This window comes from Streptomyces sp. QH1-20 (genome assembly GCF_041283565.1).
GTDB classification, from domain to species: Bacteria; Actinomycetota; Actinomycetes; order Streptomycetales; family Streptomycetaceae; genus Streptomyces; species Streptomyces syringius.
Map to the genome: position 1 here is coordinate 5,635,154 of NZ_CP166299.1, position 19,022 is coordinate 5,654,175.

Annotated in this window: 16 protein-coding genes; 7 read left to right on the forward strand and 9 right to left on the reverse strand. The window is 69.9% G+C overall.

The window, feature by feature from the left end; all coding sequences use genetic code 11:
• Positions 1–52: 52 nt before the first annotated feature.
• From AB8O64_RS25670 to cimA, 3 genes are all read left to right on the forward strand, one after another.
• A complete protein-coding gene (locus AB8O64_RS25670; protein ID WP_356452774.1) occupies positions 53–1,159 on the forward strand; it encodes a branched-chain amino acid aminotransferase in 1,107 nt (368 codons plus the stop codon).
• A gap of 162 nt (positions 1,160–1,321) precedes the next feature.
• On the forward strand, positions 1,322–2,683 hold the full coding sequence (locus AB8O64_RS25675) for an MFS transporter (RefSeq protein WP_370421652.1): 1,362 nt from the start codon (positions 1,322–1,324) through the stop codon (positions 2,681–2,683).
• 316 nt (positions 2,684–2,999) lie between these two features.
• Entirely contained in the window at positions 3,000–4,634 is a 1,635-nt protein-coding gene (cimA, locus tag AB8O64_RS25680; protein ID WP_356452771.1) for a citramalate synthase, read from the forward strand.
• 58 nt (positions 4,635–4,692) lie between these two features.
• Here the strand turns inward: cimA and AB8O64_RS25685 are convergent, their stop codons facing one another.
• Positions 4,693–5,340, reverse strand: a complete 648-nt coding sequence (locus AB8O64_RS25685) for a TetR/AcrR family transcriptional regulator (RefSeq protein ID WP_370421653.1) — start codon at positions 5,338–5,340, stop codon at positions 4,693–4,695.
• Between the two features lie 106 nt (positions 5,341–5,446).
• Here AB8O64_RS25685 and AB8O64_RS25690 point away from each other — a divergent pair, with 106 nt between their 5' ends.
• Complete coding sequence (locus AB8O64_RS25690; RefSeq protein ID WP_370421654.1) at positions 5,447–6,964, forward strand: FAD-dependent monooxygenase; 1,518 nt, start codon at positions 5,447–5,449, stop codon at positions 6,962–6,964.
• An 11-nt stretch (positions 6,965–6,975) separates the two neighbouring features.
• On the opposite strand, the gene AB8O64_RS25695 is transcribed toward AB8O64_RS25690, so the two are convergent.
• A complete protein-coding gene (locus tag AB8O64_RS25695; protein WP_370421655.1) occupies positions 6,976–7,608 on the reverse strand; it encodes a YceI family protein in 633 nt (210 codons plus the stop codon).
• A 224-nt stretch (positions 7,609–7,832) separates the two neighbouring features.
• Here AB8O64_RS25695 and AB8O64_RS25700 point away from each other — a divergent pair, with 224 nt between their 5' ends.
• From AB8O64_RS25700 to AB8O64_RS25710, 3 genes are all read left to right on the forward strand, one after another.
• A complete protein-coding gene (locus tag AB8O64_RS25700; protein ID WP_370421656.1) occupies positions 7,833–10,235 on the forward strand; it encodes a polysaccharide lyase 8 family protein in 2,403 nt (800 codons plus the stop codon).
• 199 nt (positions 10,236–10,434) lie between these two features.
• On the forward strand, positions 10,435–12,018 hold the full coding sequence (locus tag AB8O64_RS25705) for an acyl-CoA carboxylase subunit beta (protein WP_370421657.1): 1,584 nt from the start codon (positions 10,435–10,437) through the stop codon (positions 12,016–12,018).
• A gap of 11 nt (positions 12,019–12,029) precedes the next feature.
• Positions 12,030–12,227, forward strand: coding sequence for an acyl-CoA carboxylase subunit epsilon (locus tag AB8O64_RS25710; RefSeq protein WP_130880089.1), 198 nt, complete (start codon positions 12,030–12,032; stop codon positions 12,225–12,227).
• A 317-nt stretch (positions 12,228–12,544) separates the two neighbouring features.
• On the opposite strand, the gene AB8O64_RS25715 is transcribed toward AB8O64_RS25710, so the two are convergent.
• From AB8O64_RS25715 to AB8O64_RS25745, 7 genes are all read right to left on the reverse strand, one after another.
• Complete coding sequence (locus AB8O64_RS25715; RefSeq protein ID WP_130880090.1) at positions 12,545–13,126, reverse strand: ATP/GTP-binding protein; 582 nt, start codon at positions 13,124–13,126, stop codon at positions 12,545–12,547.
• Positions 13,107–13,628: a DUF742 domain-containing protein gene (locus AB8O64_RS25720; RefSeq protein ID WP_130880091.1), complete on the reverse strand. Its 522-nt coding sequence runs from the start codon at positions 13,626–13,628 to the stop codon at positions 13,107–13,109. Before AB8O64_RS25720 ends, AB8O64_RS25715 begins: the two co-directional genes overlap by 20 nt.
• 84 nt (positions 13,629–13,712) lie before the next feature.
• A complete protein-coding gene (locus AB8O64_RS25725; RefSeq protein WP_130880092.1) occupies positions 13,713–14,135 on the reverse strand; it encodes a roadblock/LC7 domain-containing protein in 423 nt (140 codons plus the stop codon).
• Position 14,136: 1 nt separating this feature from the next.
• Positions 14,137–17,196 carry a nitrate- and nitrite sensing domain-containing protein gene (locus AB8O64_RS25730; RefSeq protein ID WP_370421658.1) on the reverse strand — a complete coding sequence of 1,020 codons (3,060 nt, stop codon included), beginning with the start codon at positions 17,194–17,196 and terminating at the stop codon, positions 14,137–14,139.
• A gap of 329 nt (positions 17,197–17,525) precedes the next feature.
• The gene (locus tag AB8O64_RS25735) at positions 17,526–18,107 is read right to left on the reverse strand and encodes an ATP/GTP-binding protein (RefSeq protein WP_130880094.1); all 582 of its coding nucleotides are present in this window, start codon (positions 18,105–18,107) and stop codon (positions 17,526–17,528) included.
• Entirely contained in the window at positions 18,088–18,498 is a 411-nt protein-coding gene (locus AB8O64_RS25740; RefSeq protein ID WP_130880095.1) for a DUF742 domain-containing protein, read from the reverse strand. Before AB8O64_RS25740 ends, AB8O64_RS25735 begins: the two co-directional genes overlap by 20 nt.
• Positions 18,499–18,602: 104 nt before the next feature.
• Positions 18,603–19,016, reverse strand: coding sequence for a roadblock/LC7 domain-containing protein (locus tag AB8O64_RS25745; RefSeq protein WP_165451611.1), 414 nt, complete (start codon positions 19,014–19,016; stop codon positions 18,603–18,605).
• Positions 19,017–19,022: the final 6 nt, after the last annotated feature.

Here is a 19,022-nt window from a genome sequence, read left to right on the forward strand (position 1 = left end):
CGGGACGGAATGAGCGCGGTCCGCCACACACCAAGGTGAAGGACACGCATTCATGACGACGCCCACGATCGAGCTCAAGCCCTCCTCGCACCCGCTGTCCGACGCGGAGCGCGAGAAGATCCTGGCTGCCCCCGGTTTCGGCCGGCACTTCACCGACCACATGGTCACCATCAAGTGGACCGAGGGCCGTGGCTGGCACGACGGACAGCTCGTCCCGTACGCGCCGCTGTCGATCGACCCGGCCAACATGACCCTGCACTACGCGCAGGAGATCTTCGAGGGCCTGAAGGCCTACCGCCGCCCCGACGGCTCGGTCGCCACCTTCCGGCCCGAGGCCAACGCCGAGCGCTTCCAGAAGTCCGCCCGCCGTCTGGCCATGCCGGAGCTGCCCGTCGAGACCTTCATCGAGGCTTGCGACGTGCTGGTCGAGCAGGACAAGAAGTGGGTGCCCGAGCACGGCGGCGAGGAGTCGCTCTATCTGCGCCCCTTCATGATCGCCACCGAGATCGGCCTCGGCGTGCGGCCCGCCAACGAGTACCTCTTCATCGTCATCGCCTCGCCCGCCGGCGCGTACTTCCCCGGCGGCGTGCAGCCGGTGTCCGTCTGGCTCTCGGAGAACTACGTCCGCGCGGTGCCCGGCGGCATGGGCTTCGCCAAGACCGGCGGCAACTACGCGGCCTCCCTGCTCGCCCAGGCCGAGGCGGCGGAGAAGGGCTGCGACCAGGTGGTCTGGCTCGATGCCCTGGAGCACCGCTGGGTCGAGGAGATGGGCGGCATGAACCTGTACTTCGTGTACGGGGCCGAAGCCAATGAGCAGCCCAGGATCGTCACCCCCGAGCTCACCGGCTCGCTCCTCGCCGGCGTCACCCGTGACTCCCTGCTGAAGCTGGCCAAGGACCTCGGCTACGAGTCCGAGGAGCGCCGCATCTCCACCGACGACTGGAAGCGCGACACCGAGAACGGCACGCTCACCGAGGTGTTCGCCTGCGGCACGGCCGCGGTCATCACCCCGGTCGGCTCCGTGAAGTCCGCGGGCGCCGAGTGGACCCAGGCCGACGGCCGTCCGGGCGAGGTCACGATGAAGCTGCGCGAGGCGCTGCTCGCCATCCAGACCGGCAAGGCCGAGGACACCCGCGGCTGGATGCACCCGCTGGGCTGAGCCCGCTCTTCGCCACCGCCGAGGCCGCCCCGACCAACCGTCGGGGCGGCCTCGACCGTACGGGCTCCGGTGGCCGTCGTGAACGCAACGCACGCAAGTTGGCATGATCGTTGCCGCCCGGCCCCTTGTCCGACACGTGTCGCTCCGCCACCGTGATCGACCATGGGACGACAGCACTGGAAGAAGATCTGGGTCGGCTCGGCCGGCAACATGGTCGAATGGTTCGACTGGTTCGTGTACGCCAGCTTCGCCACCTACTTCGCGGGCGCCTTCTTCCCCTCGGGTGACGACACGGCGAAGCTCATGAACACCGCGGGCCTCTTCGCCGTCGGCTTCTTCATGCGCCCCCTCGGCGGCTGGCTGCTCGGCCGCGTCGGCGACCGGCGCGGCCGCAAGTCGGCGCTCACCTTGACCGTCACCCTGATGTCGGCCTCCGCCGTACTGATCGCCATCGCGCCGACCTACGCGGTCGCGGGCTACGGCGGCGCGGCGGTCCTGCTGGTCGCCCGGCTGCTCCAGGGTCTCTCGGTCGGCGGTGAGTACGCGGCCAGCGCCACCTACCTCACCGAGGCGTCCGCGCCCGGCCGCCGCGGCTTCGCCTCCAGCTTCCAGTACGTGTCCATGACCGCGGGCCAGCTCGTCGGCCTCGGCCTGCAGATCCTTCTGCAGCACACCCTGTCCGACAGCGCGCTGCACAGCTGGGGCTGGCGCATCCCCTTCATCGTGGGCGCGCTGGGCGCGGCCGTCATCTTCTATCTGCGGCGCAACATGCTGGAGACGGAGGTGTACGAGGAGTCGGGCGAGACCTCCGAGGAGGACCGCGGCACGATCAAGGCGCTGCTGCGGCACAAGCGCGAGGCGTTCCTCGTCGTCGCGCTGACCATGGGCGGCACGGTCGCGTACTACACGTACACGACCTACCTCACCAAGTACCTCTCCAACAGCGCGGGTCTGTCCAAGCAGACGGCGACCCTCGTCAGCTTCTGCGCCCTCTTCGTCTTCATGTGCCTGCAGCCCCTCGCGGGCGCCCTCTCGGACCGCATCGGCCGCCGCCCGCTGCTCGTCACCTTCGCCGTGGGCTCCACCTTCCTGACCGTGCCGATCATGACGCTGCTCGGCCATGCGGGCTCCTTCTGGCCGGCCCTGGGCCTGGCCCTGCTGGCGCTGGTCGTCGTCACCGGCTACACGTCGATCAACGCGTGCGTGAAGGCGGAGCTGTTCCCCACGGGCGTCCGGTCGCTGGGCGTGGCCCTGCCCTACGCCATCGCCAACGCCCTCTTCGGGGGGACGGCGGAATACGTGGCGCTGTGGTTCAAGAAGGGCGGCATCGAGTCCGGCTACTACTGGTACGTGGCGGGCTGTGCGGCCGTCTCACTGATCGTCTACCTCACGATGCGCGAGACCCGGGACATCGACCTGAAGAACGTGGGCACCACGGGTGCCGTGATCCCGGCCCGACACCATCCAGCCCGCCCGGCGTTTGAGGGCGACACTGACCGTATCGAGGACCCGGCCGCACCGTAGCGAGCACCCGCTCCGCCGGAAGCATCCGCATCGTGAGACTCCGCAGCGCCGATACGAGACACCGTGCCAGGATGGCGCCATGCTCTCGTTCGCCATGATTATTGGCAGCAGGCGCGCCGGTCCGCAGTGACCGCCTCGTACCAACCCGTACGACGCGGACACCGTCGTCCCAGACCCGCGCGCAGACCTCTCGCACCCGCGAGAGGTCTTTTCGTTTCCCGGCCCACCACGCCGGAGGCGTATCGCGCGGGATCATAGGGGGACGGTGGAACCGGTTATTCCGGTAGACCGAGATCTCGACAGGAGTCAGAGCAGCATGACGGACGCACCCGAGGACGGCTTTCCCGCCGAGGACGGCCTTCAGGTCGACGACAGCTTCCACGTCTTCGACACGACGCTGCGCGACGGCGCGCAGCGCGAGGGCATCAGCCTCACCGTCGCGGACAAGCTGACCATCGCCCGGCACCTGGACGACTTCGGCGTCGGCTTCATCGAGGGCGGCTGGCCCGGCGCCAACCCCCGAGACACCGAGTTCTTCCAGCGGGCCGCCGCCGAGATCGACTTCCGGCACGCGCGGCTCGTCGCGTTCGGCGCCACGCGCAAGGCGGGCGTACGGGCCGAGGACGACCCGCAGGTCGCCGCGCTGGTCGACTCCGGCGCCCCGGTCGTCACCCTGGTGGCCAAGTCCCACGACCGGCACGTCGAACTCGCCTTGCGCACCACGCTGGAGGAGAACCTCGCGATGGTGCGGGACACCGTCGCCCATCTGCGGGAGCGGGGACGTCGTGTCTTCGTCGACTGCGAGCACTTCTTCGACGGCTACCACGCCAACCCCGACTACGCGACGCAGGTCGTGCGCACCGCGCACGAGGCCGGCGCCGACGTGGTCGTGCTCTGCGACACCAACGGCGGCATGCTCCCCGCCCAGGTCCACACGGTCGTGGCGGCCGTGCTGGCCGAGACCGGCGCCCGGCTCGGCATCCATGCCCAGGACGACACCGGATGCGCGGTGGCCAATACGCTCGCGGCCGTGGACGCGGGCGCCACGCATGTGCAGTGCACCGCCAACGGCTACGGCGAACGGGTCGGCAACTCCAATCTCTTCCCCGTGGTCGCGGCATTGGAGATCAAGTACGACCGGCGGGTGCTCCCGGCGGGGAAGCTCGCGGAGATGACGCGCATCTCGCACGCCATCGCCGAGGTCGTCAACCTCACGCCCTCCACTCACCAGCCCTACGTGGGGGTCTCCGCCTTCGCCCACAAGGCGGGACTGCACGCCTCGGCGATCAAGGTCGACCCGGATCTGTACCAGCACATCGACCCGGAGCGGGTCGGCAACACCATGCGGATGCTCGTCTCCGACATGGCCGGGCGGGCGTCCATCGAGCTCAAGGGCAAGGAGCTGGGCATCGACCTCGGCGGGGACCGCGCCCTGGTCGCGCGGGTCGTCGAGCGCGTGAAGGAGCGTGAACTCGCCGGCTATACGTACGAGGCCGCCGACGCGTCCTTCGAACTGCTGCTGCGCGCGGAGGTCGAGGGCAGGGCCCGCCGCTACTACCGTGTGGAGTCCTGGCGCGCGATCGTCGAGGACCGACCCGACGGTACGCACGCCAATGAGGCGACCGTGAAGCTGTGGGCCAAGGGCGAGCGCATCGTCGCCACCGCGGAGGGCAACGGCCCGGTCAACGCCCTCGACCGCGCGCTGCGCGTCGCACTGGAGCGCATCTATCCGCAGCTGGCCGCCCTGAAGCTGACGGACTACAAGGTCCGCATCCTGGAGGGCAGCCTGGGCACGGGCTCGATCACCCGGGTCCTGGTCTCCACGAGCGACGAGCGCGGTGAATGGTCCACCGTCGGGGTCGCGGAGAACGTCATCGCCGCGTCCTGGCAGGCACTCGACGACGCCTACGCCTACGGTCTGCGGCGCGCGGGGGTCGAGCCGCAGGAGTAGCGCCGGCTCTCCGGGCGGGCGGCGCCGTGTGCGCGCCCGCCCGGCCCTCCGCCGCCCGTCAGCCGTAGTGGGCCGCCAGCCCGCCGTCGAGCAGGTCGTACCCGAGGTCGGCGGCGGCGTGGGCCTCGGGCAGTGCCTGCTCGGCGGTGCGGCCGTCCGTGATCCTGCGCCAATTCGCCTCGGCGAGGCGCCGGTGGAGGGTGATGACCTGCGCGGCCGCGAGCCCGGCCGTGAACCGGGCCGCCGACGCGCCGTCGTCGGCGGTCTCGTGGAGCGCCTCGGTCAGCTCCTCCTCGTCCCGGCCGGTGTAGTGCACCAGCCGGGCCAGCAGGCTCGGCGTGGTGTAGAGCATGTCGTTGAACGCCCGTATCCGGGCGTCGTCGTTGAGACCCGTGATCGGATCGTGGGCGTCGAGCCGCGCGTGGAAGTGGGCTCGCAGGGCGGCCAGCGGCGACTGATCCGCGGCCCGGTCGCGCACGACGCGGGCGGCCTCGCCCTGGTGGTCGGCGATCCGGTGCAGGGCCAGATCCTCCTTGGCCGGGAAATAGCGGAAGAGGGTCGGCTTGGACACCTCCACCGCGGCCGCCACGTCCGCGACCGACACCTGATCGAAGCCGCGCTCCAGAAAGAGCTCGATCGCCGTGCTGGACAGCGCCTCTCGCGTGCGCTGCTTCTTTCGTTCCCGCAGTCCGGTCACCTCGTTCACACGGCCACCCTACCAGATTCTCGTTACCAAGAAAGATTCGTTACCCGGTTGCGTTTTCTGCTCCGGGGGTCTTTCATGGAGACACCGAACGACGGAGGGACACCGCATGACATCCACAGTGCTGATCGTGGGCGCCGGGCCGACCGGGCTGACTCTCGCGTGCACGATCGCCCGGGCCGGGGTGCCGGTCCGCATCATCGACAAGTCCCCCGCTTTTCACCGCTCTTCGCGCGCCAAGGGCCCCAACCAGCGCAGCCGGGAGGTGTTCGCGGACCTCGGCGTGGCGGCGGAGTTCGATGCCGTGGGCGTGGAGCGCATGGTGCTGCGCAAGTACCGGGGAGGCGTCCCGCTGGCCGACGCCGAGATCTTCGCGGGAGCCGTCCCGACGCCCTCGGCGCCGTACGGAAAGGGGCTGGGCCTTCCGCAGTGGCGCACCGAGGAGATCCTCCGCACCAAGCTCGCCGAGTACGGGGTGGCGGTCGAACTCGGCTGCGAGGTGGCCGGGTTGACGCAGGACGAGGAGAAGGCGACCGTCACCCTCACGGACGGGCGAAGCATCGAGGCGTCGTACGTCGTGGGGTGCGACGGCGGGCGCGGTGTGCTGCGCAGGACGCTCGGCGTGGCCTTCGAGGGCGAGTCCGAGGACGAGGAATGCATGGTGATCGGGGACGTGGAGGCCGACGGGCTGGACCGTGCCTACTGGCACCAGTGGTTCGACGAGGACGGCGCGATCATGCTCTGGCCCATTCCGGGCACCACATCGTGGCAGCTCCAGGGGACGACCGAGCATGATGACCAGGGCCGCTTGGTGCCCCCTTCGCTGGAGACCTTTCAGCGCCTCTTCGACCGGCACGCGCGGCTGCCCGGGGTGCGGCTCGCCAATCCGACATGGATCTCGACCTACCGCATCAATGTACGGATGGCCGAGCGCTTCAGGGTCGGTCGCGCCTTCCTCGCGGGCGACGCGGCACACGTGCAGCCGATAGCGGGCGGCCTCGGGATGAACACCGGCGTCCAGGACGCCTTCAACCTCGGCTGGAAGCTCGCGCTCGTCGCCAAGGGGCAGGCGGGGGAGGGGCTGTTGGACACGTACGAGGAGGAGCGGCTCCCCGTCGCGGCCTGGACGCTCCGGACCACCGATGAGCGGATGCGGGTGGTGCGGGAGGCCGTCAAGGAAGCGGGCGTCGGTACGGAGGTGGTCGTCGACGACGCCGCCACCACACTGGGCGTGGGCTACCGCTGGAGCTCACTGGCCTGCGGTGGGGAGACTGCGGGCGACCGGGCACCGGACGCGCCCTGCGTGGACGCGGTCACCGGCCGGCCGGTGCGGCTCTTCGATGTCTTCGCCGGACCGCACTTCACGCTGCTGGGCTTCGGCGAGGACAGCGCGAAGGCACTGGCGGACGTCGCGGGGGAGTGCGGTGCCCTTGTCCGCACCTGCCTTGTCGACGGGGCGCCCGGGGAGGGGCTCGCGGATCCCGAGGGGCATGCCCGCGCGGCGTACGGGGTGGCGGAAGGCCGGGAAGGTCTGGTGCTGGTGCGGCCCGACAACCACATAGCGCTGAGCGTGGCGGCGGACCGAGGCGCGGACGTCATCGACTGTCTGCGGCGCCTCGGTCGCTGATCCGCACGGGGTCAGGCCTGGGCAGCGGTCTTGACGGCGGAGATGTCGAAGGTCAGCTTCACCTTGTCGCTGACCATCACGCCACCGGTCTCCAGGGCCGCGTTCCAGGTCAGGCCCCAGTCGGAGCGCAGGATCTCGGCGCCGCCCTCGAAGCCGACGCGCTCGTTGCCGTAGACGTCGGTGGCCGAGCCGTTGAACTCCAGGTCGATGGCGAGCGGGCGGGTGACGTCCTTGATGGTGAGGTCGCCGGTGATCCGGTAGCGGTCGCCGCCGAGCTGCTCGGCGCTGGTGGAGCGGAAGGTCATCAGGGGGAACGCCGCGGCGTCGAAGAAGTCGTCACCCCGCAGATGGGCATCGCGGTCCTTGATGCCGGTGTCCACGCTCTCGATCTTGACGTCGATGCGCGCGGTGGAGCGGGACGGGTCGGTGCCGTCGAGGTGGAGGCTGCCCTCGTGCTCGGCGAAGGAGCCCTTCACGTTGGTCACCATGGCGTGGCGCACGGTGAAGCCGATGCTGCTGTGGGCCGGGTCGATGGCGTAGTCGCCGGTCAGGGCCGCCAGCGCGGGGTCCACATCGAGGACGGCGGTGGCACCACGGTCGGCGGCAGTGGCGGCGGTGTTGCTCTTGCGGCTGAAGATGCCCATGACGTGCTCCTGGAGAAGACGAGAGTGGTTGTTGAAGGTTCAACGAGAACAACGCTAGCCCGATCTGGTTCAACTTTCAACATTTGTGGTGGGGATTTTTTACGAAGGCCTTGGGGGGGAGGAGCCGGGCGATGGCCGAGTCGGGGGTATTGCCGCACGTCCACGGGCCGTGCCACGGTGTGGCCCCGGTACCGTCCGCACCCCGTGCCCCGGGAGGACCCGCCGTGCCGTCTGCCCCGAGCTGGACCCGCCGCGGCTTCCTCGCCGCCTCCGCCGTGACCGCCCTCGGCCTCACCACGGCCGGACCACCGGACAGGGCCGCAGCGGCAGCCGCGGGTGCGGATCCGGGCGATGAGTTCCGGGTGCTGCGGGAGAGATGGCGCGACCTCATGCTCGGCACCGGGTTCGAAGCCTCGGCCGAGCCCTACGCCTCGGCCCTGCGCCGCACCGGCGACCTCGCCCGCGCCCACCGGGCGGGCATGCGGCCCGGCCCCACCTCGCTCTGGCCCGACGCGCCCTTCGACCCGCCCGCCGGCATCACCCAGAGCTACGCCCGTCTGCACACCATGGCCCAGGCCTACGCCCAGCCCGGCACCGGCGGCACCGGTGACGCCGGGCTCGCCGCCGATGTGATCGCCGGGCTCGACCACCTCCACGACCGGATCTACCACCCCGGGACCACGCGCTACGGCAATTGGTGGGAGTGGCAGATCGGCAGCCCCCGGCTGCTCCTCGACACCCTCATCCTCCTCCACGACCACCTCGACCCCGCCCGGCGCGCCGGCCAACTCGCCGCCGTCGACCATTTCGTCCCCGACTCGATGCTGGGCGCCTATACCGGCACCAGCACCGGGGCCAACCGCGTCGACCTGTGCCGCGTCGTGGCCGTGCGCGGCATCCTGGGCGCGGCCCCCGCCAAGGTCGCCCTCGCCCGCGACGCCCTGTCGCCGGTCTTCCCCTATGTCACCAAGGGCGACGGGCTCTACGCCGACGGCTCCTTCATCCAGCACACCTGGGTCGCCTACTCCGGCACCTACGGCCAGGTGCTGCTCGACGGGCTCGGACGGCTCTTCTCCCTGCTGCGCGGGTCGAGTTGGGAAGTCACCGACCCGCGTCGGCAGATCATCCACGACAGTGTCGAGCGGGCCTACGCCCCCCTGCTGTACAACGGCCTGATGATGGACAGCGTCTCCGGCCGCGCCATCAGCCGGGGAGTGCAGACCGCCGACCCCCGGCGGCTGACCCAGGGCGACCACCAGCGCGGCCATGCGCTCATCGCGGCCATCGCGCTGCTGTCCGGCGGCGCGAGCACGACGGAGCGGGACCGCTGGCACGGCCTGGTCAAGGGCTGGATCGCCCGCGACACCACCAGCCCCGTGCGCTTTGACCCCCAGTTCGGCGTCGCCGATCTGGCCCGGCTCGCGGCCGTCGCCGACAGCCCGGCACCCGCCGCCCCCGAGCCCGTCGGACACCGGCTCTTCGCCGCCATGGACCGGGCCGTCCACCGGCGCCCCGGCTGGTGCGCGAACATCGCCATGGCTTCCGACCGCGTCAGCCACTACGAGAACGGCAACGGCGAGAACCCGCGCGGCTGGCACACCGGGGCCGGAATGCTCTACTGGTGGGGCCGCGACCACGGCGGCGGCCAGTACACCGACGGCTTCTGGCCCACCGTCGACCCGTACCGGCTGCCCGGTACCACCGTCTCCACCAAACCCCTCGCCGACAACGAGGGCGGCGGCTGGGGCGAACCCAAGCCCGCCGCGCGCTGGGTGGGCGGCGTCACCGACGGGGAGTTCGCCACCGTCGGCCAGCATCTCAAGGGGCTCGGCTCCACCCTGGAAGCCAGGAAGTCCTGGTTCTGCGCCGCCGATTCCGTCATCTGCCTCGGCGCCGGGATCACCGCGCACGACGGCGTCCCCGTCGAGACGGTCGTCGACAACCGCAACCTCGGCGCCACCGGCACCCCGCGGCTCACCGTCGACGGCACACCCCAGCCCCAGGGCGACGGCTGGTCGCAGTCCTACGAGCGCGTCCACTGGGCCCACCTCGACGGGCACGGCGGCTATCTCTTCCCCGGCGGCACCGCGCTCACCGCGCTGCGCCGATCGCGCACCGGCTCCTGGCGGGACATCAACACCGGCGGCAGCCCCGACCGGATCACCCGCCGCTATCTCACCCTTCTGCGCCCCCACGGCACCGACCCCGCGGACTCCTCGTACGCCTACGCCCTCATGCCCGGCGCCACCCCCCGCGAGCTGGCCGCCCACGCCCGGGACCCGCAGCGGCTCACGGTCCTCGCCAACTCCCGCGACTGCCAGGCCGTCCATGTGCCCGCGCAGGGACTCACCGCGGCCAATTTCTGGTCCCCGGGCACGGCCGGTACGCTCTGCGTCACGGCCCCCGCGGCCGTGCTCGTCCGCCGGAGGGGCCGCACCGCGACCCTCCACCTTGCCGATCCGCTGCGCGCCGGCACCCCGATCGATCTCCTCTGGACCCGGCCCGTGCGCCGGGTCACCGCGCACGACACCTCGGTCCGCGTGCTCGCCACAGGGGCCGCACTGCGGTTGCGCGTCCAGCCGGGCACGGCGTGCGCGGCCCACGCCTGTGAGGTGGTCCTCGGATGAGCCTCCCCCGTCAAGACGCTCGCCCTACGGCTCGTGACGTGGAGATTTGTGGAATATCCACAGCGCTGTGAGCCCTCGGCGGGTGTGGTGAAGTGATAAAGCCCGTGTGCCTTTCTGTGCTGCCTGCCCACCAAACAGTGCATGACGTTGTATGGAACCGACATGAGTTTCCAGCACCCCCGGCACGTACCGTCTATGCATGAGCAATCTCGAAGGTGCGCCCGTAGAGGCGAGTGACGTCCGTGGGCGCGTCGCCGAGCTGCACGCCATCCGCGAGCAGGTTCGGCGTGGCCCCAGTGACCGGGCGACCGAGGCCCAGAAGGCCAAGGGCAAGCTGACGGCTCGCGAGCGTATTGACCTCCTCCTCGACGAAGGCTCGTTCTCCGAGGTGGAGCCGCTGCGGCGGCACCGCGCTTCGGGCTTCGGTCTGGAGGCGAAGAAGCCCTATACCGATGGTGTGATCACCGGGTGGGGGACGGTGCACGGGCGTACGGTTTTTGTGTACGCGCACGATTTCCGGATCTTCGGTGGTGCGTTGGGTGAGGCCCATGCGACGAAGATCCACAAGATTATGGACATGGCGATCTCGGCGGGTGCTCCGCTGGTGTCGTTGAACGACGGTGCGGGTGCGCGTATCCAGGAGGGCGTCTCGGCGCTGGCGGGGTACGGCGGGATCTTCCAGCGGAACACCAAGGCGTCGGGTGTCATCCCGCAGATCAGTGTGATGCTCGGCCCGTGTGCGGGTGGTGCGGCCTACAGCCCGGCGCTGACGGACTTCGTGTTCATGGTCCGGGAGACGTCGCAGATGTTCATCACCGGCCCCGATGTGGTGCGGGCCGTGACGGGCGAGGAGATCACCCAGAACGGCCTGGGCGGTGCCGATGTGCACGCCGAGACCTCCGGTGTGGCGCACTTCGCCTACGACGACGAGGAGACCTGCCTCGAAGAGGTCCGCTACCTCCTCTCCCTCCTCCCGCAGAACAACCGCGAGAACCCGCCGCGGGTCGCCTCCGAGGACCCGGCCGACCGCACCGGCGACGCCCTCCTGGACCTGGTCCCGGCGGACGGCAACCGCCCGTACGACATGCGCAAGGTGATCGAGGAGCTCGTCGACGACGGCGACCACCTGGAGATCCACGAGCGCTGGGCGACCAACATCATCTGCGCGCTGGCCCGGCTCGACGGCCAGGTCGTGGGCATCGTCGCCAACCAGCCGCAGTCCCTGGCCGGCGTCCTGGACATCGAGGCCTCGGAGAAGGCCGCTCGATTCATCCAGATGTGCGACGCCTTCAACATCCCGATCATCACTCTTCTGGACGTCCCCGGCTTCCTGCCCGGTGTGGACCAGGAGCACGGTGGAATCATCCGCCACGGCGCGAAGCTGCTGTACGCGTACTGCAATGCCACGGTTCCGCGTATTTCGGTGATCCTGCGCAAGGCGTACGGCGGCGCGTACATCGTGATGGACTCCCAGTCCATCGGTGCGGACCTGACGTACGCGTGGCCGACCAACGAGATCGCCGTGATGGGCGCGGAAGGCGCGGCAAACGTGATCTTCCGCAAGCAGATCGCGGAGGCCGACGACCCGGAGGCGATGCGGGCACGCATGGTCAAGGAGTACAAGGCGGAGCTGATGCATCCGTACTACGCGGCCGAGCGCGGGCTGATCGACGACGTGATCGACCCCATCGAGACCCGTTCGGTGCTGATCAAGTCGCTGGCCATGCTCGCGACGAAGCACGCCGATCTGCCCTCGCGCAAGCACGGCAACCCGCCCCAGTAAGGGAGAGACACATGAACGACACGCTCGTACGCGTCGAGAAGGGCACCGCCGACGCCGAGGAACTGGCCGCGGTCACCGCCGTCCTCCTCGCCCGCGCCGCGGCCGGCAACGGCCACGAGGCCCCCGCCCGCCCGCGCCGCTCCTCCGCCGGCTGGCGCCGCCTGGAGCGCACCCCGGGCTTCCGGGCCCCGCACAGCTGGCAGGGCTGACGCGCCTCAGGCCGGGGGTCCGGGGGGTGCCCCCCGGGTAGGCACAGCCGGGCCCCGCACAGCTGGCAGGGCTGACGCGCCTCAGGCCGGGGGGCCGGGGGTTGCCCCCCCGGGTAGGCACAGCCGGGCCCCGCACAGCTGGCAGGGCTGACGCGCCTCAGGGCGGGCCCAGGGCCGCATCAGGCCCACCCGAACGCGAAAGGTCCCCGCACTCGTACGAGTGCGGGGACCTTTTCGTCTGCGCGACCGAAAGCGATGGCTGTGCGGAGGTGCTGACACCCGGTGTCAGCAGATCCGCACAGCCATCCCTGACCGCTCTACCGCAGCCGGGCCATGAGGGCGTGCTCGACGAGCGTGATGAGTGCGCTCTTGGCTTCGTTGCGGTGGCGGGCGTCGGTGGTGATGATCGGTGCGTCGGGGCCGATCTGGAGTGCTTCGCGGACTTCTTCGGGGTTGTAGGGCTGGTGTCCGTCGAAGCCGTTGAGGGCGATGACGAAGGGGAGGCCGCTGTTCTCGAAGTAGTCGACGGCGGGGAAGCAGTCGGCGAGGCGCCTGGTGTCGACGAGGACGACGGCGCCGATGGCGCCGCGGACCAGGTCGTCCCACATGAACCAGAAGCGGTCCTGACCGGGCGTACCGAAGAGGTACAGGATCAGGTCCTGGTCCAAGGTGATGCGGCCGAAGTCCATGGCCACGGTCGTCGTGGTCTTGTCCGGCGCGTGCGTGAGGTCGTCGATCCCCGCCGAGGCGGAGGTCATGACGGCTTCGGTGCGCAGCGGGTTGATCTCCGAGACCGCGCCGACGAACGTGGTCTTGCCCACGCCGAAGCCACCGGCCACCACAATCTTCGCGGAGGTGGTGGAGCGGGCTGCCTCGCCGCTAGAGGTTCCGAAGTCCACTGAGCACCCTTTCGAGCAGTGTCACGTCAGGCTGGCCGCCGGCGGACTCGTCGCCGCCGGGCTGATGGATGGCGACGAGTCCGGCCTCCGCCAAGTCGGCGACGAGGATTCGGGCGACGCCGAGTGGGATGGAAAGAAGTGCCGAGATCTCGGCGACCGACTTGATCTCACGGCACAGTTGGCAGATGCGCTGGTGTTCCGGCAACTGCCCTTGGAGCTGGGACGGCTGGGCCGTGGTGTGCACCAGTGCCTCGATGGCGAGCTGGTAGCGCGGCCGCGTACGGCCGCCGGTCATCGCATACGGTCGCACCAGCGGGTTGTGCGCGCCCCCGGAGGGGGTCGCACGCCGGTGCTTCTGGGGCTGCGCGGGTGCCGAGTACGGCGACCGCGGAGCCTCCGGCTGAGCTTGGTGGCTCGGTGCGGAGGGGAAATTGAAGCGGTTCAGCGGGGGCTGAGCCTGCTGTTCATTGCCGTACGGGTAACCGCCGGGGGGCGTTGCCACGTCTCCTCCTCCAACTTGCCTGTCTGATGCTGGTCGCGCCACCGCACCTTATGGGGCGGTGGCGCGAAACGCACTGCCTCTTTGCTAGTTGAGAAGGCTTCCCTGCAGTTCGGCGCGGAGGTCGGGCGTGAGCACACTGCCCGCGCGGTCGACCAACAGAGCCATCTCGTAGCCCACGAGGCCGATGTCGCACTCGGGGTGCGCCAGCACGGCCAGCGAGGATCCGTCGGAGACGGACATGATGAAGAGGAAACCACGCTCCATCTCCACCACGGTCTGGTTGACCGCGCCGCCCTCGAAGATCCGGGAAGCACCCGCGGTCAGCGAGGTCAGGCCGGAGGCGACTGCCGCCAGCTGGTCGGCGCGGTCCCGCGGGAACCCTTCGGACATGGCCAGAAGGAGTCCGTCGGCGGAGACCACGACGGTGTGGGACACCCCTGGGGTGTTGTCCACGAAACTGGTGATCAACCAGTTCAGGTTTTGCGCCGCCTGGCTCATCGGGCTCACACTAACGCTCCTGATCGTAGGTGCCGCCGGGGCCGAAGCCCTGGTCGTGTTGCTCATGTGCGGAGGTGTCGTTCCCCGCGCTGCGCCCCTGCTGGACACCGCGGCGCAGGTTGCTCAACCTGCCGCGGACGTCCTCCGGAGCGCGGGATATCTGGGGGCCGCCCTGCGGGGTCGTTTCCGCCTTGCCCTCGACCAGGTTGGCCTTGGGGACCCGGCGGGGGAGACCGGAAGAGGTGATTCCGCCGGCCTTCGGCTCACGGAGCTGCTCGGCGCGGTGCCAGCGCTCGTCGTTCGCCGACTGCCAGTCGGACTTATCGGCCTCTGGACGCTGCTGTGGGTCCTGCTGGGACTGCTCCGGTTCTCCGCCGGCCCCCGCGGCGCTCTCGCCCGACTCGGATTGCTGCCACTGCTTCGCGCGGCGCGGCAGACCGGACCCGGTCAGCGAGTGGGAGCCGCTCGAAGAGGGGCCCGGACGGTCGAACTCTACGCGCTCCGGCTGGGCCGTGTCAGCGGACGGCCGGGATTCCGAATCGGCTCCGCGACCCTGCTCGTAACCGTGCTGGTACGGACCGGCCTCGCTCCACTCGCCTTGGGGAGCGGGGGCGTTGTAGTCGCCGTAGCCCTGCTGGTCGCCGTAACCGGATTCGGTATAGCCCGCTTCCGTATACGGCTGCTGCGCGGTCTGCTCCGGCGCCTGCGCCAGGCCCTGCTGCTCGTCGTAACCCTGCTGGTCGTAACCCTGGTCGTAGCCCTGCTGCCCAACCTCGTCCCGGAACAGCGGACGGTTGTCGGCGGCCTGCGCCTCCAGCGCCGCGCGCCGCTCCTCGCGCATCAGCGAACGGCCGACCGGGTCCAGCGAAGGTCCGGTGCCGGCGTCCGGCCGGGGCTCGTAACGGGAGTCGTCGAAGCCCAGTTCGGCGGCGGTGCGCAGCCGGGGGCCGGTCGGTGCGGCCGGCGCGGCCTGCTGCTCGGGCACGGCCCGGGAGGTCAGCGTGAAGTCCTCGGGGGACATCTCGTCCAGCGAGCCGCCACCACCGTGCGTGATGGCGTCGGGCAGCATCACCAGCGAGGTGGTGCCGGCCTGCTCGCCCGACGGGCGCAGCTGGACGCGGATGCCGTGGCGGGTCGCCAGGCGGCCGACCACGAACAGACCCATGCGCTGGGCGATCGCGACGTCCACGGTCGGCGGGTTGGCCAACCGGTGGTTGATGTCCGCGAAGTCCGTGGGCGTGAGGCCGATGCCCTTGTCGTGGATCTCGACCATGACGCGGCCGTCGGGCAGCCGGGTCGCGGTCACCCGGACCTTGGTGTGCGGGGAGGAGAACGTCGTGGCGTTCTCCAGCAGCTCCGCGAGCAGGTGCACGAGGTCGGTCACGGCCAGACCGTGGATCTCGGCCTCCGGGACACCGCTCAGCTCGATGCGCTCGTACGCCTCCACCTCGGAGGAGGCGGCACGGAGCACGTCCACCAGCGGGATCGGCTGGTCCCAGCGGCGGCCGGGCTCCTCGCCCGCGAGGACGAGGAGGTTCTCGCCGTTGCGCCGCATACGGGTGGCCAGGTGGTCCATCCGGAAGAGGTTTTCCAGCTGGTCCGGGTCCGCCTCGTTGTTCTCCAGCTCCGTGATGAGCGTCAGCTGACGCTCGATGAGGGCCTGGTTGCGGTGCGAGAGGGTCGTGAAGATCGCGTTGACGTTGCCCCGCAGCAGCGCCTGCTCGGCGGCCAGTCGCACCGCCTCGCGGTGGACCTGGTCGAAGGCGCGGGCGACCTCGCCGATCTCGTCACCGGTGGTGATCGGGATGGGCTCGATACGGGTGTCGACGTGACCGGGGTCGGTGCGCGAGAGCTGGTCGACCAGGGCCGGCAGCCGCTGCTCGGCGATCTCGAAGGCGCCGCTGCGCAGGCGCAGCATGCTCCGGCTCATCGAGCGGGCCATCTTGCCGGCCACCACGAAGGCGGCGAACAGGGCCAGCACCATGATCGAGGAGTTGATGATCGCTTCCTGCTTGGCGTCCGAGGCGACCTTCTCGGCGTCGGCCACGGCCCGGTCGGCCAGCTCCACCTCGATGTAGCGGTACGCGTCGAACTTGCCCGTCGCGGTGGTGAACCACGACTCGGCGGTGATGCCCTTGGTCTTCAGCGCCGCGGCCGGCGTGGTGGAGATCGCGGCGTACATCTTGTCCTGCTCGGTCACCTGGGCCTTGTCGGCCAGCGCCTTGTTGAGCCGGTTGATGTCGTCGTCGGTGCCCGCCTGGACGTACTCGCCGTGGGCGATGTACTCCAGGAAGTTGTAGGAGACGAAGGAGGTCGTCAGCTTCTCGCGGTTCTGCGCGCTGCCGGGCTTCTCCAGCAGGTGGGCGCCGATGGAACGCTGCAGCGACTCGGCGGCCTTGGCGAGCTGCACGGCGTAGACCATGCGGCCGAAGGAGCTCGCGTTGTCCGTGCCGAGGCCCAGCTCGTTGGAGAAGGCCATGAGGGGACGCTGGATGGCGCCGTAGCCGTCCTCGGTGTCCGCACCGGACAGGGCGGAGGAGTACGCGGCGCTTCGGAGCCTGGGCAGCCCGGCCTCGGCGTCACGCAGCAGCTTGAGGCGGCGCTTGACGCTGGGGGTGGCCGGCATGCTCTTGACGGCCTTGTCGAACTCGGCCCGGGCGACGTCCGTCGCGTCCCGCGTCTTCTTGATGACCGGGTCGTCGCGGTGGTTCCCGAGCAGCGGCAGCGCCGTCTGGTCGCGCTCCTCGAGCACGGCGTGGGCGTACGTGGCCGCGGCCCGCACCCCTCGCGCGGTCTCCGTCGCGTCCTGCGCCTCGTTCCACGTGTCGACGGAGGTCTTCACGTGAAGGCCACCGAAGACCAGGGCGACGAGCACCGGGATCAGCAGAATGACGTTCAGCCGGGTCGGCACCCGCCAGTTGCGTGGGGAGAACCTGCCGCCACTGCCCTTCACGGGCGCGGCGGGGGCTTCGGGCACGTCAGAGGGCAACGCCGCTGAGCGCGACGGTGGGGTGAAGTTGCCCCGCTCGTCCCGCGCCTGCTGCGTGGCGCCCGTCTTTCTACGCCTCACTCGACCAACAACCTCTCGGCGTCGGCACCTGACCTGTGCCGTGTATTTCCGCTGAGCCGTGACTGCTCAGCCCCGGAATTCCAGCACGGCAGGCAGGTGCATTCCAAACAGTGGGCACGGCCGCCGGACACGACGATTCACCCGACATAAAACGGGCATTAAGAGCGAGCAGCGCCAAATGACGGGCGAATTGTGTGCAGAGCGAAGTTGACCGAACGCGCCGAGTGGTCACGTCCGGTCAATTCTCTTGTTGAAATGTTATGAACCCCGGACGGTGGTCCGTGGCCAATAACACAAAACCGCCCATCGTAACTGCGGGACGCGCAAAGCTACTTGAGCCGGGCCATGAGGGCGTGCTCGACGAGCGTGATGAGTGCGCTCTTGGCTTCGTTGCGGTGGCGGGCGTCGGTGGTGATGATCGGTGCGTCGGGGCCGATCTGGAGTGCTTCGCGGACTTCTTCGGGGTTGTAGGGCTGGTGTCCGTCGAAGCCGTTGAGGGCGATGACGAAGGGGAGGCCGCTGTTCTCGAAGTAGTCGACGGCGGGGAAGCAGTCGGCGAGGCGCCTGGTGTCGACGAGGACGACGGCGCCGATGGCGCCGCGGACCAGGTCGTCCCACATGAACCAGAAGCGGTCCTGACCGGGCGTACCGAAGAGGTACAGGATCAGATCGTCGTCCAGTGTGATGCGGCCGAAATCCATCGCCACCGTGGTGGTGGTTTTGTCCTGGACGTGGCTCAGGTCGTCGATCCCCGCCGAGGCGGAGGTCATGACGGCTTCGGTGCGCAGCGGAGAAATTTCCGAGACCGCACCGACGAATGTCGTCTTGCCCACGCCGAAGCCGCCAGCCACCACGATCTTCGCCGAAGTGGTGGAACGGCCGACGCTCCCGCTAGAGCTTCCGAAGTCCACTGAGCACCCTTTCGAGCAGTGTCACATCCGGCGTTCCACCGGACTCGCCGCTGCCGCCCGGCTGGTGGATCGCCACCATTCCGGCCTCCGCCAGGTCCGCCACGAGGATCCGCGCCACGCCCAGGGGCATGTTCAGCAGCGCGGAGACCTCCGCGACCGACTTGACCTCCTGGCAGAGGTGGCAGATCCGCTGGTGCTCGGGAAGCAGCCCCGCGAGGTGGGCCGGGTCGGCCGTGGAGCTGACCAGGGCCTCGATGGCGAGCTGGTAGCGCGGCCGGGTACGGCCCCCGGTCATGGCGTAGGGGCGGACCAGCGGCTGGTCGCCTTCACTCCCGTACGACGCGTGATGATGCGAGGCGCCGTACGGGCCGGGCGAGGCGGGCGGGGTCATGAATCCTCCGGACGGGACAGCAGGATGGCAATAATGCCGTCGAGCGGTGGCCGGTGGGGGGTTTTCGGCCGTACGGTCGGACGGTATTTGCGTTATGCGTACGGTCAGTTCAGCAGACTGCCCTGAAGCTCCGCGCGGAGATCAGGCGTCAGCACCGTGCCCGCGCGGTCGACGAGCAGGGCCATCTCGTAGCCCACGAGGCCGATGTCGCACTCGGGGTGCGCCAGCACGGCCAGGGACGAACCGTCGGAGACGGACATGATGAAGAGGAACCCCCGCTCCATCTCCACCACGGTCTGGGTGACGGGGCCGCCCTCGAAGATCCGGGAGGCCCCGGCCGTGAGGGAGGTCAGGCCGGAGGCGACAGCCGCCAGCTGATCGGCGCGGTCGCGCGGAAAGCCTTCGGACATCGCCAGAAGGAGTCCGTCGGCGGATACCACCACCGTGTGGGACACCCCCGGGGTGTTCGCCACGAAGTTGGTGATCAACCAGTTCAGATTCTGCGCCGCCTGGCTCATCGGACT

Bases quoted from the DNA above. Each gene is read 5' to 3' on its own strand.
- AB8O64_RS25670 (WP_356452774.1), top strand. From the start codon at position 53: ATGACGACGCCCACGATCGAGCTCAAGCCCTCCTCGCACCCGCTGTCC.
- AB8O64_RS25675 (WP_370421652.1), top strand. From the start codon at position 1,322: ATGGGACGACAGCACTGGAAGAAGATCTGGGTCGGCTCGGCCGGCAAC.
- cimA (WP_356452771.1), top strand. From the start codon at position 3,000: ATGACGGACGCACCCGAGGACGGCTTTCCCGCCGAGGACGGCCTTCAG.
- AB8O64_RS25690 (WP_370421654.1), top strand. From the start codon at position 5,447: ATGACATCCACAGTGCTGATCGTGGGCGCCGGGCCGACCGGGCTGACT.
- AB8O64_RS25695 (WP_370421655.1), bottom strand. From the start codon at position 7,608: ATGGGCATCTTCAGCCGCAAGAGCAACACCGCCGCCACTGCCGCCGAC.
- AB8O64_RS25705 (WP_370421657.1), top strand. From the start codon at position 10,435: ATGAGCAATCTCGAAGGTGCGCCCGTAGAGGCGAGTGACGTCCGTGGG.
- AB8O64_RS25710 (WP_130880089.1), top strand. From the start codon at position 12,030: ATGAACGACACGCTCGTACGCGTCGAGAAGGGCACCGCCGACGCCGAG.
- AB8O64_RS25740 (WP_130880095.1), bottom strand. From the start codon at position 18,498: ATGACCCCGCCCGCCTCGCCCGGCCCGTACGGCGCCTCGCATCATCAC.
- AB8O64_RS25745 (WP_165451611.1), bottom strand. From the start codon at position 19,016: ATGAGCCAGGCGGCGCAGAATCTGAACTGGTTGATCACCAACTTCGTG.